General features: G+C 71.0%; 10 protein-coding genes and 2 pseudogenes. 5 read left to right on the top strand and 7 right to left on the bottom strand.

Features of this window, described 5'->3' with window-relative positions:
* Positions 1-23: 23 nt before the first annotated feature.
* Complete coding sequence (locus OH809_RS22020; RefSeq protein WP_037701878.1) at positions 24-434, bottom strand: RNA-binding S4 domain-containing protein; 411 nt, start codon at positions 432-434, stop codon at positions 24-26.
* A 250-nt stretch (positions 435-684) separates the two neighbouring features.
* On the opposite strand from OH809_RS22020, the gene OH809_RS22015 reads away from it, so the two are divergent.
* Complete coding sequence (locus OH809_RS22015) at positions 685-2,166, top strand: APC family permease (protein WP_406420762.1); 1,482 nt, start codon at positions 685-687, stop codon at positions 2,164-2,166.
* A 51-nt stretch (positions 2,167-2,217) separates the two neighbouring features.
* A complete protein-coding gene (locus tag OH809_RS22010; protein ID WP_406420763.1) occupies positions 2,218-3,189 on the top strand; it encodes a hypothetical protein in 972 nt (323 codons plus the stop codon).
* A 19-nt stretch (positions 3,190-3,208) separates the two neighbouring features.
* Here OH809_RS22010 and OH809_RS22005 read toward each other — a convergent pair whose 3' ends face one another.
* Positions 3,209-5,278, bottom strand: a complete 2,070-nt coding sequence (locus OH809_RS22005; protein ID WP_406420764.1) for a PhoX family protein — start codon at positions 5,276-5,278, stop codon at positions 3,209-3,211.
* Between the two features lie 237 nt (positions 5,279-5,515).
* On the opposite strand from OH809_RS22005, the gene OH809_RS22000 reads away from it, so the two are divergent.
* Positions 5,516-7,384 (top strand): VWA domain-containing protein, encoded by a 1,869-nt coding sequence (locus OH809_RS22000; protein WP_406515475.1) that lies wholly within the window; start codon positions 5,516-5,518, stop codon positions 7,382-7,384.
* On the opposite strand, the gene OH809_RS21995 is transcribed toward OH809_RS22000, so the two are convergent.
* Both OH809_RS21995 and OH809_RS21990 read right to left on the bottom strand, forming a co-directional pair.
* Complete coding sequence (locus OH809_RS21995; RefSeq protein ID WP_406420766.1) at positions 7,315-8,541, bottom strand: sensor histidine kinase; 1,227 nt, start codon at positions 8,539-8,541, stop codon at positions 7,315-7,317. The genes OH809_RS22000 and OH809_RS21995 overlap by 70 nt on opposite strands.
* Positions 8,538-9,191 (bottom strand): response regulator transcription factor, encoded by a 654-nt coding sequence (locus tag OH809_RS21990; RefSeq protein WP_366136545.1) that lies wholly within the window; start codon positions 9,189-9,191, stop codon positions 8,538-8,540. Before OH809_RS21990 ends, OH809_RS21995 begins: the two co-directional genes overlap by 4 nt.
* A gap of 147 nt (positions 9,192-9,338) precedes the next feature.
* Between OH809_RS21990 and metG the strand changes: the two genes are divergently transcribed.
* Positions 9,339-10,943 carry a methionine--tRNA ligase gene (metG, locus tag OH809_RS21985; RefSeq protein WP_406420767.1) on the top strand — a complete coding sequence of 535 codons (1,605 nt, stop codon included), beginning with the start codon at positions 9,339-9,341 and terminating at the stop codon, positions 10,941-10,943.
* A gap of 82 nt (positions 10,944-11,025) precedes the next feature.
* On the opposite strand, the gene OH809_RS21980 is transcribed toward metG, so the two are convergent.
* The 3 genes and pseudogenes from OH809_RS21980 to aspS form a co-directional block, all read right to left on the bottom strand.
* Positions 11,026-11,832, bottom strand: coding sequence for a L,D-transpeptidase family protein (locus OH809_RS21980; RefSeq protein ID WP_406515474.1), 807 nt, complete (start codon positions 11,830-11,832; stop codon positions 11,026-11,028).
* Between the two features lie 272 nt (positions 11,833-12,104).
* Positions 12,105-12,353 (bottom strand): annotated as a pseudogene (locus OH809_RS21975) (dioxygenase); the annotation flags it as partial.
* Between the two features lie 95 nt (positions 12,354-12,448).
* Positions 12,449-14,233 carry an aspartate--tRNA ligase gene (gene aspS / locus OH809_RS21970; RefSeq protein ID WP_406420769.1) on the bottom strand — a complete coding sequence of 595 codons (1,785 nt, stop codon included), beginning with the start codon at positions 14,231-14,233 and terminating at the stop codon, positions 12,449-12,451.
* A 183-nt stretch (positions 14,234-14,416) separates the two neighbouring features.
* Here aspS and OH809_RS21965 point away from each other — a divergent pair.
* Positions 14,417-15,831: pseudogene (locus tag OH809_RS21965) on the top strand (GAF domain-containing protein).
* Positions 15,832-15,862 lie beyond the last annotated feature (31 nt).

Genomic DNA, 15,862 nt, shown 5'->3' with positions numbered 1-15,862 from the left:
ACTCTCAGTCGTGGGGGAGGCCGTCAGGCCGGCCGGTCCCCGTGGCCGCGGCTCTGCAGGCGTTCCATCTCGCGGCGGTCGCGCTTGGTCGGGCGGCCCGTGCCGCGGTCGCGGACCGGCACCTGGATGACCGCTTCGCGCGGCGGCGGGGGCGGGCTGTTGTCGACGAAGCACTCCGCCGCGACCGGCGGGCCGACCCGTTTCTTCACGATCCTGGACACGACGACGATCCGGTCGCGGCCGGCGTGCCGGAGCCGCACCTCGTCCCCCACATGCAGGGTCTGCGCCGGCTTGGCACGGTCCCCGTTGACCTTGACATGCCCCGCGCGGCAGGCGGCAGCGGCCTGCGAGCGGGTCTTGGTCAGCCGTACCGACCAGATCCAGCTGTCGACGCGGACGCTTCCCTCCGCCTGCGGTGCCTCACCCGAAACCATGTCTCCGACTGTAGGCCTTCCGCCCGAGCTGTGAACGTCGTACGGGACTCACGTAACACTCGTACCGCCCAAGCCGACACAGCTGTAACCACGGGACTACGATGCGGACGATCTTTCCGAACGGACTGACCGCATCCATTCGGAGTTTCGAAGATCTGTTTCTGACATGCCGCCACATGTCGTGCCTCTGAAGGATGTACGGGGACTCCGCCGGGGCACGCCGTACTTCCGGAAGCAGTTGAGAACAGCGATGCGCAACACGCCCGCCCGGCCCGGCCGTGGGCTCCAGCCCAATGCACTCGGTACGTTCAACACGATCGTGATGGCGGTCGCGGGCAGCGCCCCCGCCTATTCGCTGGCCGCCACCAGTGCCGTGCTCGTCGGTACGGTCGGTCTCGCCGGGCCCGCCGCCCTGCTGTACTGCGCGATACCGATGCTCGGCATCGCCCTCGCCTACCGGCAGCTCGGCCGGATCGACGTCAACGCGGGCGCCGGCTACTCCTGGGTCGGCAGGACCCTGCACCCCTTCCTCGGTTTCCTCAGCGGCTGGGCGCTGGTCGTCGCGGCGACCCTGTTCATGGTCGCCGGATCGCTGCCCGCGGGAACGATGACGCTGACCGTCATCGACTCGCGCTCCGCCGACAACACGACACTCGCCACCCTCATCGGGGCGGGCTGGTTCTTGCTGATGCTGCTCGTCGTGCTCGGCGGGGCCCGGCTCAGTGCCCGTACCCAGCTGCTCATCTCCGGGGTCGAGCTGGTGATCCTGCTGGTCTTCGCGGTCGTCGCGCTGGTCCGCGGCTCCACGGACACCGGGGCCGGTGCCGCACACGCCTTCGCGTGGTCCTGGCTCGGCTTCGGGCACTTCGGCGGGGTCTCCGACTTCGCCTCCGGCGCGCTGATCGCAGCGTTCTACTACTGGGGCTGGGACGTCACCGGCAACCTCAGCGAGGAGACCCGCGACAGCCGCCGCACCACGGGGCTGGCCGGGATCATCGGCGTGCTCACCGTCTTCGCGCTCGTCGAAGTGTTCGCGATCGCGGTGAACGTGATCCTCTCCGCCGACGACATCCAGCAGCACAGCGCCAACGTCCTGACCGTGCTCGGGGAGAAGGTGTGGCCCGGCGTCGGCGGAAAACTTCTGGTGGTGGCGGTGATGCTGTCCACCGTCGCGACCCTGCAGACCACGCTCATCCAGGTCACGCGCTCCCTGTTCGCGATGGGCCGCGACCGCACGATGCCCGCCGCGTTCGGCCGGGTGCACCGCAGCTGGAACACGCCGTGGGTGGCTGTCGCGGCCGTGGGCGGGGTCGCCCTCGTCCTGATCCTCGCCTCGCTCGCCCTCGGCCGCGTGCAACGGATCCTGGGTGTGGCCGTGCAGGCCATCGGGCTGCAGATCGCCGTGTACTACGGGCTCGCGGGGCTGGCCGCCGTCGTCGCGTACCGCAAACTGCTCCTCCGCTCGGTCCCGGACTTCGTCCTCGGCGGGCTCTGGCCGCTGGTCGGCTCGCTCTTCATGTTCTGGATCTTCTTCGAGGCGCTCGGCGACTTCAGCAGAACGGCGCTCGCGCTCGGCCTCGGCGGTCTTGCCGTGGGTATCGTCCCGATGTTCTGGTACCGACGGCGCGGCAGCTCGTACTACCGTCCGGCGAAGCTCGATGCTTCGCGGACCGTGCAGGCCGAGGATTCGTCCGGTTGCACCGATTCCGCCACGATCGTCACCGACTTCTGATCCCCGGCCCCTCCGCCCCCACCGGCCCCGAGAGGAGACGACCCTCCGAGCATGGCTGTACGCCGACGCCGCACCCCCCCACCCGTGCACTTCGACCCGGATTTCGGCGACCGGTCGCTCACCGCGGCCCGCCAGGACATCGTCATCGGGCGCTGGCAGGGCGTACGCGATCTGCTGCACGCCACCGGCAACGCGTGGGCGCTGCGCACCCACCGGACCCGGCTGCTCGCCCACGCCGCCGCGGGCAGCTCCACCGTGGAGACCTGGCTCGCCGCCGAACCGAAGAACGCCGACGCGCACGTACTGAAGGCGGCGACCGACGTCGTACGGCTCTTCGGGCGGGCCGTCATGGCCGGCCGCGGCATCGCCGTCGACCAGGACCGGGTGGACCGGGTCGTCCGCTGCTGCCTGCGGGCCGCCGAGGCCTGCCCGTCCGACCCGATGCCGTGGGCGTCGCTGCTGACCGTGGCGCGGCTGTACGAGGACGGGACCCGGTGCCGGATCACGCAGTGGTGGGACGAACTGCTGCGCCGCGACCCCCACCACATGGAGGGGCACACGCAGCTGCTGCGCTACTACTCGGCGCGCTGGCACGGCACCCACGGCACCATGTACGACTTCGCGCGCGACGCGGCGGGCGCGGCGCCGCCCGGTTCGTCGCTTCCGGTGCTGGTGCAGATCGCCAGGGTCGAGGAGTACCGGTACGTCTCCGATGCCACGCACGGGCGGCCCGTCGTGGCGCCGCGCACCGGACAGCAGCACTGGGACCACGAGCTGGCGGTGACCGAGGTGTGCCGCACCTGGGAGCGGTGGCTCGGGATGCGCGCGGCGGGACCGGTGCCCCCGGAGGAGGTCGGCGAACTGAACTACCTCGCGCACGCGGCCTGTTACGCGGGGCGGCCCGCGGAGGCCGCGGACGCGTTCCGGCTGCTGGACGGACGGGCGGTGCGGGTGCCGTGGTCCTACACCGGGGACGCGGAGGCACAGTTCACGCGGTGGCACCGTCAGGTCGCCACCGCGTGAACCCTTGCCCGGGCGGGGCTCAGACGCCGATGTCGCGGCCGTCCTCGCGCCAGACGGCGACGACCGACGGACGCACGATCCTGCCCGGACCGTCCGGCCAGCTGCTCGCCGGCTTTTCGACGGACGCGCCGTCGATCTCGCCCGGGTGCTGCACCGCGACGAGCACCCGGCGGTCCTGGACCAGCGGACCACAGGTCTCGGCGCCGCTCGGCACGGTCAGGAACTGCTTGAGCTCACCGCATCGCTCGCCCTGGGTGGCGACCCCGAACAGGCCGTCGTGCGAGCCGAGCTGGTTGCCGTCCGTGGCGATCCACAGGTTGCCGTGCGGGTCGAACGCCACGTTGTCCGGGCAGGAGATGGGGCTGACCTTCTCCTTGGGGAAGCCGGAGAAGTACGTCGACGGGTCGTTCGGGTCGCCCGCGACGAGGAACAGCCGCCAGGCGAACGTGTCGCCCGCCGGGTCGTCCCCCTGCTCTGCGAGCTCCAGGATCTGGCCGTGCTTGTTCAGGTTGCGCGGGTTCGCCTCGTCGGCGCCCGCCTTGCCCGGCTTGCCGCGGTCGGTGTTGTTCGTCAGCACGACATAGACCCGGCCGGTGCGCGGCGACGGCTCGATGTCCTCGGGGCGGTCCATCTTCGTGGCGCCGACCTTGTCACCGGCCAGTCGCGTGAAGACGTACACCTCCTCGGCGGTCATCCCGGGCACGTGGGAGGTGTCGCCCGTCGCCAGCGGGATCCAGACGCCGCTGCCGTCGAACTCACCGTCGGAGGGCAGCTTCCCGGTGCCGTCGATCTCGGCGGCCGGGGAGTCGCCGGTCAGCCTGGCGACGTACAACGTCCCCTCATCCAGGAGGGTGAGGTTGTGCTCGTGGGCGGCCCGCGAGTTCCCCTTCTTCATCTTCTTCGACGATACGAACTTGTAGAAGTAGTCGAAGCGTTCGTCGTCACCCATGTAGACGACCGGCCGGCCGTCGGCGGTCAGGCGGGGCTGCGCGGCCTCGTGCTTGAAGCGGCCGAGGGCGGTGCGCTTGCGCGGCGTCGCTTCCGGGTCGTACGGGTCGAGCTCGACGACCCAGCCGAAGCGGTGTGCCTCGTTCGGCTCCTGCGCCAGGTCGAACCGCTTGTCGAAACGCTCCCACTTGCGCTCGGTGGCGCCGGTCGCGATGCCGTACCGCTTGTCGGTGGCGCTGGAACCGTTGGCGAAGTACTGGTTGAAGTTCTCCTCGCCGTGCAGCGTGGTGCCCCACGGGGTCGTGCCACCCGCGCAGTTGTTGAGCGTGCCGAGCACCTTGCGGCCCGTGCGGTCGGCAGAGGTACGGAGCAGGGGGCTGCCCGCGGCCGGGCCGGTGACCTCGAACTCGCTGGTCGCGGTGAGGCGGCGGTTCAGCGGGTGGCGGCTGACCGGCGACAGCTTGCCGGTGCGGCTCTCGTCCTGGACGACGACTACGGACAGTCCGTGCGCGGCCCAGGCGATCTCGACCTGCTCGCGGGTCGGGTTGGCCGGATCGTAGCCACGGAACATGAGGTTCTCGTCCGTGTACTCATGGTTGGCGACCAGGACCTGGCGGCCGTGCTCACCTTGGAGCGGGAGCAGGGAGAGGAAGTCGTTGTTGTAACCGAACTGGCCCGCCTGCGCCTTCGCGGACTGCTTGTCCGGGTCGAAGGCGGGCGCACCGCGCAGAATCGGCTCGCCCCAGCGGATCACGACATTCTGGCCGTAGCCGTCCGGGACGGTGACCTTGTCGTCCTTGTTCGGCGCGACGGGCTCGAAGCGCAGGCCACGGGCGCCGGAGGCGGCGGGAGTCGTCGGCCCGTCCGGCGTCTGCCCGTGGCCCGCGAGCGCGGCGGCCTCGGCCTGCGGCGCGGCCGGGCCGGCCAGGACGGTCGTCCCGGCGGCAGCGGCGACGGTCACCACGGCTGCGGCGCGCATCATCGAACGGCGCGAAAGGGCACCGGCGATGACATCGCCGACGTATTCGTTGTCGCTGGTGTTCGGAATCTCCTGGAAGCAGGCGTCCCCACAGCGGTAGCGGCAGGTCAGCGCGGAGCGCCCGCCCGGGTGCGAGCTGATGAGCGGCAGCAGGTTGCGCACGTGATGTCCCTCCATATATGTGTCTCGCGTGACGGTAGGTGCGCAGTCACGCGACACGAGGGACTCCGCATGAACGGGGAGTGAAGTCAGGGCCACCGCTGCACGTTTGACACGGGCGCGGGCCGAACCAACGAACGGCCGGATCCGGCCGCTAACCTTACGTATCCGCCCTGGCCAGGGATAAATTCCCGCAGTACGGACATTCATCGCACCCAACTCATGCGAAAGGCCTCGCCCATGGGCATTCGGAGCTTGCTGCGCAAGGTGTTCGGCCGCGACCGCGCGGAGCAGGACGAGCCGACGACGGCCACGGTCCCGCCCCAGACGGAGCGCACCGGGCCGACGGAGTCGGAGCCCGTCGCGGTGACGGTGACGGCGAACGAGACAGTGGCGGCGGCCACCCCGCCCGCCAAGGCCTCGGTGCCCGCTCACGCCTCGCGCCGGTCCGCCTCGCCCGAGAGCGGACTGGCGGCGGACCTGGTGGCGGAGGCCTTCGACAGGGCATCGGCCCCCACCCCGAAGTCCACCCCCACAGTCCCGGCCCAGGGCTCGGCCCCGGAGCCGGCCGCGGCCGAGGCCTCGGTGGAGCCGGTCGCGGAGGCGATCGCTGCGGAGCCGGAGACGGAGGTTGAGGCGGAGCCGGTCACCGCCGACGCCGAGATTGACGCCGAGCCGGTCACCGCCGACGCCAAGATTGACGCCGCGCCGGTCTCCGCCGACGCCGAGATTGACGCCGCGCCGGTCACCGCCGACGCCAAGATTGACGCCGAGCCGGTCTCCGCCGACGCCGAGATTGACGCCGCGCCGGTCACCGCCGACGCCGAGATTGAGGCCGCGCCGGTCACCGCCGACGCCGATCCGGTCGCCGCCGAAGTCGAGCCGGAGGCTGCTCCCGAGGCCACGGTGGAGCCGGAAGCGGAGGCGGTCACTGCGGTGCCCGAGGCCAAGCCGGTCACCGCCGACGCCGAGATTGAGGCCGCGCCGGTCACCGCCGCCGATCCGGTCGCCGCCGAAGTCGAGCCGGAGGCTGCTCCCGAGGCCACGGTGGAGCCGGAAGCGGAGGCGGTCACTGCGGTGCCCGAGGCCAAGCCGGTCACCGCCGACGCCGAGGTTGAGGCCGAGGCCGAGCCGGTCGCTGTGGCCGCCGCGCCGGAGACCCCGGCCGAGCCCGAGCCGACCGCGCCGGAGACCCCGGCCGAGCCGGAGACGGTCGTCGTCGTGGCCGAGGCCGAGCCGGAGACGCCGGTCGAGAGCGAGCCGACCGCTCCGGCCTCCGCCCCCGAGCCCGCACCGGTCGCCGCCGCGGTCGACCCCGCTCCCGCACCGGTCGCCGAGCCCGCACCGGAACCCGCCGCAGAAGCACCCGTCACCGACACACCCTCCGAGGCCCCCGCACCCGCCGCCGACGAGCCCACCCCCGCCCTCCCCCTCGCCCGGGTCACGTCCAGTGCACCTGCGCTCGCCGATCCGTACAAGGCTGCCCAGGCCGCACTGGAGGCGCACGGGCTGACCGGGCTCCGCGCCACCGTCTACCTGGTGCTCGACCGTTCCGGCTCCATGCGGCCGTTCTACAAGGACGGCAGCGCCCAGCACCTGGGCGACCGCACGCTCGCCCTCGCCGCGCACCTGGACGAGGACGCGACCGTGCCCGTCGTCTTCTTCTCGACCGACATCGACGGCACCGGCACGGTCGACCTCACCGCTCACGAGGGCCGGATCGACGAGCTGCACGCGGGGCTCGGCCGTCTGGGCCGTACGAGCTACCACCGCGCCGTCGAGGAGGTCGTCGCGCACTACGAGAAGTCGGAGGCCACCGGTCCCGCCCTGGTGATCTTCCAGACGGACGGCCCGCCGGACACCAAGCAGCCCGCCAAGCAGGCGCTCGTCGACGCGGCGCGGCTGCCGTTGTTCTTCCAGTTCGTCGCATTCGGCGAGGAGGACGCGAAGGGCTTCGACTTCCTGCGGAAGCTGGACGCCCCGAACGCCGCGTTCTTCCACGCGGGCCCCGCCCCGCGCGAGGTGCCGGACGCCACGCTCTACCAGGAGCTTCTCGCCGCGCTCCCGACCTGGCTCACCACCCGCGGGACCGCCGCCGACAAGGGCTGACCCGGCAGGTCGACCGGCAGACGTACGGTCACGGCGAGCCCGCCCCCGGGGCGCGGCACCGCCGTGACCGTACCGCCGTGCGCCACCGCTATGGAACGCACGATCGAAAGACCGAGTCCGGAGCCCGGACCCATCCGGTCCCGGCCCTCGCCCCGCCGGAACGGCTCGAAGAACCCCGGGATGTCCGCCTCCGCCACCACCGGCCCGGTGTTACGCACCTCCAGGACCGGCTCATCGGCCCCGCCCCGTGCGACGGACACCTCCACCGACCCGTCGGGCACGTTGTACGTCACCGCGTTGGCCAGCAGGTTGGCCACCAACTGGGCCAGCAGCAGCCGGTTCCCCCGCATCCCGCACGGCTGCGCCGAGACCCGCACACCCGGATACCGGGCCGCCTCCTCCGCCACCACCTGTGCGAGATCGACCGCGTCCCGCTCGCCCGCCGCGAGCCCCCGCTCGCTGCGCGCCAGCACCAGCAGCCCCTCGATGAGCCGCTCGCTGCGCCGGTTGTTGTCGAGGAGCGTCTCCCTGGTCCGTACGAGATCCTCAGGGGTCGGGTCGTCCAGTCCGATCTGGATCGCGGCCCGCTGGGTGGCCAGCGGTGTCCGCAGCTCGTGCGAGGCGTTGGCGATGAACCGCCGCTGGCTGTCGAACGCCTTCTGCAGCCGGGCCAGCAGCGCGTCCAGCGTGTCACCGAGCTCCTTCAGCTCGTCGTGGGGTCCGTTCGAAGCGATCCGTTCGTGCAGCGTGTGCTCGGAGAGGCGGCGCGCCTTCGCGGTCATCGCGTGGACAGGCCGCAGTACCCGCCCCGCGGTCCACCAGCCCACCCCCACGGCGCACGCCGTCATCACGAGCAGGGCGGCCGCGGACCAGATCAGCAGCTGGTGGCCGGCCGCGTCGCTGACATGGTCGGTGAGGTCGTAGACGGTGGGCGGGCCGAGGCTCCGCCGGGTGATGAGCGGACCGTTCACCGCGTAGCCCGGCTGGATGACCGCGGCGGTGGCGGCGATCGCGCGGGCCTGCGAGTCCGTACCGGCACGGGAGGCAAGGTTGACGGTGGTGAGCAGCGCGGTCCCGAGGACCAGGAACACCCCGCCGTACACGAGCGCGATCCGCGTCCGGATCGTGGCGTGCCGGACGGCCGACGGCCGCTTCACAGGGCGTACCCCACACCTTGCACCGTACGGATCAGGGCGGGCTCCCCGAGCTTCCCGCGCAGCTTGCTCATGCAGACGCGGACGGCGCCGGTGAACGGGTCGGCGTTGGCGTCCCAGGCGCGCTCCAGCAGCTCCTCCGCGCTGACCGTCCCGCCGTCCGCCTCCAGAAGCAGCTGCAGCACGCTGAACTCCTTCGGCGAGAGGTCCAGCTCCCGGCCGTCGCGGGACGCGGTGCGCCGTACTGAGTCGAGCCGGACGCCGTGCCGCTGCAGCTGCGGCGGCACGGGCCGGGCGCTGCGCCGCCGCAGCGCCCGTACCCGCGACACCAGCTCCGGGAACTCGAACGGCTTGCCCAGATAGTCGTCGGCGCCGAGGTCGAGACCCGAGACGCGGTCCTCCATGGAACCGGCAGCCGTGAGCATCAGGATGCGAGTGCGCGAACCGGAGGCGACGAGTCCGCGCGCCACGTCGTCTCCGTGCACCCGCGGCAGATCGCGGTCGAGGACGACGACGTCGTAGTCGTGGAGCCCCAGGTAGGCGACGGCCGCGTCGCCGCTGTAGACCGTGTCGACGGCGAACCCCGCCCGCCGCAGACCGGTGGCGACGAGCTCCGCCAGGATCTCCTCGTCCTCGGCGACCAGTACCCGCATCGTGATGTCCCCTGCCTCGTGCATGCCTGTCCGCTCCCTCCCAGGATGGGTCATTGCTACCGGAAGGCATGTTTCGCAAAGGTCTCCATGGCCGGGCGACGTTTATCGGTGTGAGTGGATCACCCACGGGCCGTTAGGATTTCGACCATGGCGGCCACTGGATCCGAGAAGCAGGGGGCGACGGCGTACTACGTCTCGACCCCCATTTACTACGTCAACGACGCTCCTCACCTGGGCCACGCCTACACGACCGTCGCAGGCGACGTGCTCTCCCGCTGGCACCGCCAGCGCGGCGAGAAGGTGTGGTACCTCACCGGCACGGACGAGCACGGTCAGAAGATCATGCGCACTGCCGAGGCGAACAACGTCACCCCGCAGGAGTGGTGCGACAAGCTCGTGGAGGAGGCCTGGAAGCCCCTCTGGGAGCACCTGAACATCGCGAACGACGACTTCATCCGCACGACGGAGAAGCGGCACACGGACCGTGTGCAGGAGTTCGTGCAGGACCTGTACGACAAGGACGAGATCTACAAGGGCGGGTACGAAGGCCCGTACTGCGTGGGCTGCGAGGAGTACAAGCTCCCCGGCGACCTCATCGAGGCGGAGGACGGCACGAAGCTGTGCGCGGTCCACAAGAAGCCGGTGGAGATCCTCAAGGAGGAGAACTACTTCTTCAAGCTGAGCGAGTACGGCCCGAAGCTGCTGGAGTTCTACGCGAACAACCCCGGCTTCATCCAGCCCGAGTCGGCCCGCAACGAGGTCGTGAACTTCGTCCGGCAGGGCCTGCAGGACCTGTCGATCTCGCGCTCCACGTTCGACTGGGGCGTCCCGGTGCCGTGGGACGAGAAGCACGTCATCTACGTGTGGGTCGACGCGCTGCTCAACTACGCGACGGCGGTCGGCTACGGCGCCAACCAGGAGAAGTTCGACGGGACGTTCCCGGCCGATGTGCACCTGATCGGCAAGGACATCCTCCGCTTCCACTCGGTCATCTGGCCCGCGATGCTCATGGCGCAGGGTCTGCCGCTGCCCGGCAGGGTCGTGGCCAACGGCTGGCTGATGGTCGGCGGCGAGAAGATGTCGAAGTCGAACCTGACCGGTATCAAGCCGCAGGACCTGACCTCGCACTTCGGTGTGGACGCGTACCGCTGGTACTTCCTGCGGGCGATCGCGTACGGCAGCGACGGCTCGTTCTCCTGGGAGGACTTCGCCGCCCGCTACACCTCCGAGCTCGCCAACGACTACGGCAACCTCGCCTCGCGCGTCGCCGCCATGGTCGGCAAGTACTTCGGCGGGGCGCTCCCGGAGGCCACGGCCGCCGGTGAGGCCGAGAAGGCGGTCCAGGAGGGGCTGGCGAAGGCTGTCTCGACGGCCGACCGGAAGATCGGCGAGGAGCTGGACTTCCAGGCCGGCATCCTGGCGATCTTCGACTTCGTGAAGCAGGTCAACGGCTACATCACGGAGCAGGAGCCCTGGAAGGTCGCCAAGGACGAGTCCCCCGAGGGCCGGGCCCGCCTCGCGACGATCCTCTACACGGCGGCCGAGTCGCTGCGCGGTGTCGCGGTGCTGCTGAACGCCGTGATGCCGGAGACCTCGCAGAAGCTGTGGGAGTCCCTCGGCGCCGAGGCGTCCCTGGGCGCTCTGCCCGACCAGCTCGTGCAGGACGCGGGCAACTGGGGTCAGCTGCCGGCGGGCGCGACGGTGACGAAGGGTGCGGTGCTGTTCCCGCGCCTGGAGGAGAAGCCCGCGTAGGTCTCGCCACGCAGAAGAGGGGCCCGGACCGGTGACGGTGCGGGCCCCTCGCGTATGCGGGCTCCTCGGGTGCGTGAGGTCATCAGCGACCCAGGGCCGCAGCGTCACCCATCACGACCACCGGCACCTTTGCCGGGTCGAGGGCGCGCAGCAGTTCCCTCATCCGGTCTGCGGGGAGCGAGATGCAGCCCTGGGTCGGTCCGCCGTGGTCGACATGGAGCCAGATGCCGCCGCCCCGCTCCTCGCCGAGCGGACGTGTCGGATCCAGCGGGGAGGCGCCAGGAATGCGGTTGTAGTCGATGGCGATGACGTAGTCGAAGGACCCCTCCAGGGAATCCCCCTGGAACCCTTCTCCGCTGATGTTGAACAGCGGGTTCTGCTCGTACGGGAACGCGGTGCCCGGAGCGGCGAGCAGACCGCCCGCGGCCGTCAGCCCGTAGACCCCGATGGGGGTCCGGAGGTCACCCGCCTGGTGCTCGTCGGTCCAGCCCTTCAGGGCGTTGTGGGCGGGCCACGGGCCCATGGCCGGCTGCCAGCCCGCCATGGAGTCCTCACGGGTGTAGAGGACGGCGGTGGCCAGGCTGGAGTCCGGTGAGTCCCCGGTGACGACCAGCGCCTGCCTCGAATCGGCCGGGATCGCCGCCCTGATCCCCCGCCCCAGCAACCGGATCTCGCGAGGACGCGTGGGGGCGGCCGGTCCACGGGCGGCGGCGACCGGGCCCGCCGCACCGGAGGTACCGGCGGGTGCGGGGGCGCGGGAGCCGTCGCTGGGGACAGCGGCGGGTGCGGTGCCTGAGGCACCGCACCCGGTCAAAACGAGGAACAGCGCGGCGCAGACGGCGTACGGCGGTCGTCTGGACCTGCGTGGACGTGACACGCGTTCGGGCACGGGGGCTCTCCTAGGGGTTGGTGTCAAAGGCGGCGGAGGCGAGTCCCCGCGCCAAGTCCCCGAGCCAGTCTTTGCCGACCCCACTGCCGACTAATCAGACAAAGCGGCCATCCGGCCGCATCCGATCAGGTTCTCTTTGTCGCCGCGGGCGTGTCCCGCTGTTCAGCTGCCGACGCGCAGGCACGGAAAGGCCCGGAGCCGTGCCCTGTCGAGCCGGTTCTGGGCCCTTCCACTCCGCGGAGGACCAAAGGGTCAGAGGTCCGTGCCGTCGCGCCCCGCAGGTAGCGCTTGTCGTCGGTGGGCTCCGAGTGCCCGCCGCCACCGCCACCGGGACCTCCGGACGGGGGCGTGCCGGTCGGGGCGTCGGTGGGAACGCCGGCCGGGGCATCCGTCGGAGCGCCGCTCGGCGGGGTGCCGCCCCCGCCTGGGCCGCCCGAGCTCATGGACTCGTAACCGGGGTAGATGCCCAGCGCATCGCAGTGCCAGATGTCGACGGCCGCGTGCTTCAGCGGCTTGCAGGACGGTCGACCCGGGGCAGAACGCGGCACAGCCCCCGGCCGGCGGCCGGGGGCTGTTTCACGTGGAACGGAAGCGGACCTCGGTGGTCCGGGCCGGTCTACTTCTCGGTCTTGTCCTTTGCCGCCGTGACAGGCTTGCGCAGCTGGATGTTCAGCTCACGCAGACGGCCCTCGTCCAGCTCGGTGGGCGCGCCCATCATCAGGTCCTGCGCGTTGCCGTTGAGCGGGAAGGCGATCGTCTCGCGGATGTTCGGCTCGTCGGCCAGCAGCATCACGATGCGGTCGACGCCGGGCGCGATGCCACCGTGCGGAGGGGCGCCGAGACGGAACGCGCGGAGCATGCCCGCGAACTCGTGCTCGACGGTCTCGCGGTCGTAACCGGCGATCTCGAACGCCTTGAGCATCAGCTCGGGCTCGTGGTTACGGATGGCGCCGGAGGACAGCTCGATGCCGTTGCAGACGATGTCGTACTGCCAGGCGAGGATGGACAGCGGGTCCTTCGCCTCCAGGTCCTCCAGGCCGCCCTGGGGCATGGAGAACGGGTTGTGCGAGAAGTCGATCTTGCCGGTCTCCTCGTCCTTCTCGTACATCGGGAAGTCGACGATCCAGCAGAAGCGGAAGACGCCCTCCTCGAAGTGGCCGGCGCGCTTGGCGGCCTCGACACGGACGGCCGACATGATCTTGGAAACCTCGTCGAACTCACCGGCGCCGAAGAAGACGGCGTGGCCCGGGGCGAGCGACAGGCGCTCCGTGAGGGTCTTGATGTCCGCCTCGGTGAGGAACTTGGCGATCGGACCGGCGAGGGTGCCGTCCTCGCCGACGCGGACCCAGGCGAGACCCTTGGCACCGTGCTCGACGGCGTACTCACCGAGACCGTCGAAGAACTTGCGGGACTGGCCCGCGGTGTCCGGCACCGGAAGGGCGCGGACGTGCTTGCCGGCGAACGCCTTGAACTCCGAGTCCGCGAAGACGTCGGAGATGTCGACGAGCTCCAGCTTGGCGCGCAGGTCCGGCTTGTCGTTGCCGTACTTCAGCATCGACTCGCGGAACGGGATCCGCGGGAACGGCGACGTGACGTGGCGGCCGTTGCCGAACTCCTCGAAGAGCTCGGTCATCAGCTTCTCGATCGGCTGGAAGACGTCCTCCTGCTCGACGAACGACATCTCGACGTCGAGCTGGTAGAACTCGCCGGGGGAGCGGTCGGCGCGGGCGTCCTCGTCGCGGAAGCACGGCGCGATCTGGAAGTAGCGGTCGAAGCCCGAGATCATCAGCAGCTGCTTGAACTGCTGCGGGGCCTGCGGCAGCGCGTAGAACTTGCCGGGGTTCAGCCGGGACGGGACGACGAAGTCACGGGCGCCCTCGGGGGAGGTCGCGGTGAGGATCGGGGTCGCCATCTCGTTGAAGCCGAGAGCCACCATCTTCGAGCGGATCGAGGCGATGACGGCGGAGCGCAGCATGATGTTGCGGTGCATGCGCTCACGGCGCAGGTCGAGGAAGCGGTACTCCAGACGCCGCTCCTCGTTGACCCCGTCGTCGGTGTTGATCGTGAAGGGCAGCGGGGCGGCCTCGCCCAGCACCTCGACCTCGGTGACCTCGATCTCGATCTCGCCGGTCGGGAGGTCCGGGTTCACGTTGTCGGCGCCACGTGCGGAGACCTTGCCGTCGATCCGGACGACGGTCTCCTTGGTGAGCTTCGACAGGGCTTCGTTGCCGGGCGTGCCGGGGCGGGCGACGAGCTGCACCAGACCGTAGTGGTCGCGCAGATCGATGAAGAGGATGCCGCCCAGGTCTCGACGATTGTGCAGCCAGCCGCTCAGCCGGACGTCGGTGCCGACGTCAGAGGCGCGGAGCTCGCCGCAGGTGTGGGACCTGTACCGATGCATCGTCGTTCATCCAGTCTTCGCGGTTGGGGTGGATTCAGCCTCCCCAGGCTACCGCCCACGCCCGCACCACTTCATTGCCATAACCCCAGGCAAGATCATCCGGCGTGGTCGGGCGCTCCGCGGGAGCCCGCCGGCGGCCGTCCTCGGTGGCGTCAGCCGAGCACATCTTCCTAAAGTAGGGCAATGCGCACCGAGGACGTCCTGGCCGCGACGGCGACCGGCCTGTGGCGCTGGGACAGCGGAACCGGGACCGTCACGCTCGATGCGGAGGCGGCCCGGCTGCTGGAGCTGCCCGCCGAAGCCGGTGTCTTCCGGGAGGCGGCGGTGCGCGCGCGTTTCCATCCGGTCGACTGGAACGAGATCTACGGGGTGGTGAACCTCGCGGTCGTCGAGGGCACCCTGGCCGAGGCTCGGCTGCGGATCGTGGACGACCGCGGGCGGGTGCTCCGTACCGTACGCAGCCGTTCCAAACCACTGCCGGCGGGCAGCGAGGACTATCTGCTGGTCGGCACGCTCCAGGAGGTCGCCGAGCCGCAGCCGGGCACCACCGGCGCGCACACCCCCATCACCGGGGACCGGCGCCGCTCCCGGGAGGCGTTCCTGCTGGACGCGGGGCGTGCGCTGGCCGAGGCCCGGTCGACCGCCGAGGTGCTGCGGGTAGCCGCGTCGCTCTCCATGCCCGGGTTCTCGCCGGACGGGCTCGCCGTCTTCGGTGTCGCGGGCGACCGCCTGACGATCATCGGGCATCACGGGCACGCCATGGGCGACGAGGACCCGTTCACCGACATGACGCTGGAGACGGACTATCCGGCCGCGGAGGTCGTACGGACCGGGCGGGCGGTCTATCTCCCGTCGCCGGAGGAGTACCGCCGCCGCTTCCCGGCCACCTGGCCGCTCGCCGGCCGCTTCGGACGCCGCTCCTGGGCCTTCCTCCCGCTGATCGTGTCGGGCCGCACGATGGGCGCCTGGATGGCGGGGTTTCGGCACCCGGTGTCGTTCTCGCCGGACGAGCGGTCCGTGCTGACGACCGTCGCCAGGATGCTCGCCCAGGCCCTGGCACGGGCCGGGGTGGCCGAGACCGAGCGGGAGCTCTCGGAGGGGCTCCAGCGGTCGATGATGCCGTCCCTGGGGCCCGACATCCCCGGTATGACGGTCGCCGCCCGGTACGTACCGACCGGCGGCGGGCTCCACCACGCCGCACCGCACTGACCATCGCGCAGGCCGAGCCCGAGCGGATCGCGGCGGCCCGGCAGCAGCTGCGCGAGCTGCTGCACGACTGGGCGGACCCGGAGCAGGTCGACGCGGCGGTGCTGATGGTCTCCGAGATGGCGACCAATGTGCTCCTCCACACGGACGGGGACGCGCTGATGGTCGCCGAGGCGACCGGAGAGCGGGGGGAGCGGCGGCTGCGCGTGGAGGTGGCTGACGGCAGCGACGAGCTGCCGCACAAGCGGCGGCCCGGCGAGATGGCCTCCAGTGGGCGGGGGCTGGTGCTGATGGAGATGCTGGCCGACGCGTGGGGGGGGGTGGATCCGCAGGGGGCCGGGAAGTCGATCTGGTTCGAGTTGTACGAGCCGGTGGAGCCGGCAGAGGCATAAAATTTCCGGGTGCGGCCGGGTGCCGTTCCCG

It is taken from the genome of Streptomyces sp. NBC_00873, assembly GCF_045207415.1.
Classification (GTDB): Bacteria; Actinomycetota; Actinomycetes; order Streptomycetales; family Streptomycetaceae; genus Streptomyces.
This window is presented reverse-complemented; position numbering and strand designations above follow the sequence as displayed.

Excerpts from the sequence above, each read along its gene's own strand:
- OH809_RS21990 (WP_366136545.1), bottom strand. The coding sequence starts at position 9,191 with ATGCGGGTACTGGTCGCCGAGGACGAGGAGATCCTGGCGGAGCTCGTC.
- OH809_RS22000 (WP_406515475.1), top strand. The coding sequence starts at position 5,516 with ATGGGCATTCGGAGCTTGCTGCGCAAGGTGTTCGGCCGCGACCGCGCG.
- OH809_RS22015 (WP_406420762.1), top strand. The coding sequence starts at position 685 with ATGCGCAACACGCCCGCCCGGCCCGGCCGTGGGCTCCAGCCCAATGCA.
- OH809_RS22020 (WP_037701878.1), bottom strand. The coding sequence starts at position 434 with ATGGTTTCGGGTGAGGCACCGCAGGCGGAGGGAAGCGTCCGCGTCGAC.
- OH809_RS22010 (WP_406420763.1), top strand. The coding sequence starts at position 2,218 with ATGGCTGTACGCCGACGCCGCACCCCCCCACCCGTGCACTTCGACCCG.
- aspS (WP_406420769.1), bottom strand. The coding sequence starts at position 14,233 with ATGCATCGGTACAGGTCCCACACCTGCGGCGAGCTCCGCGCCTCTGAC.
- metG (WP_406420767.1), top strand. The coding sequence starts at position 9,339 with ATGGCGGCCACTGGATCCGAGAAGCAGGGGGCGACGGCGTACTACGTC.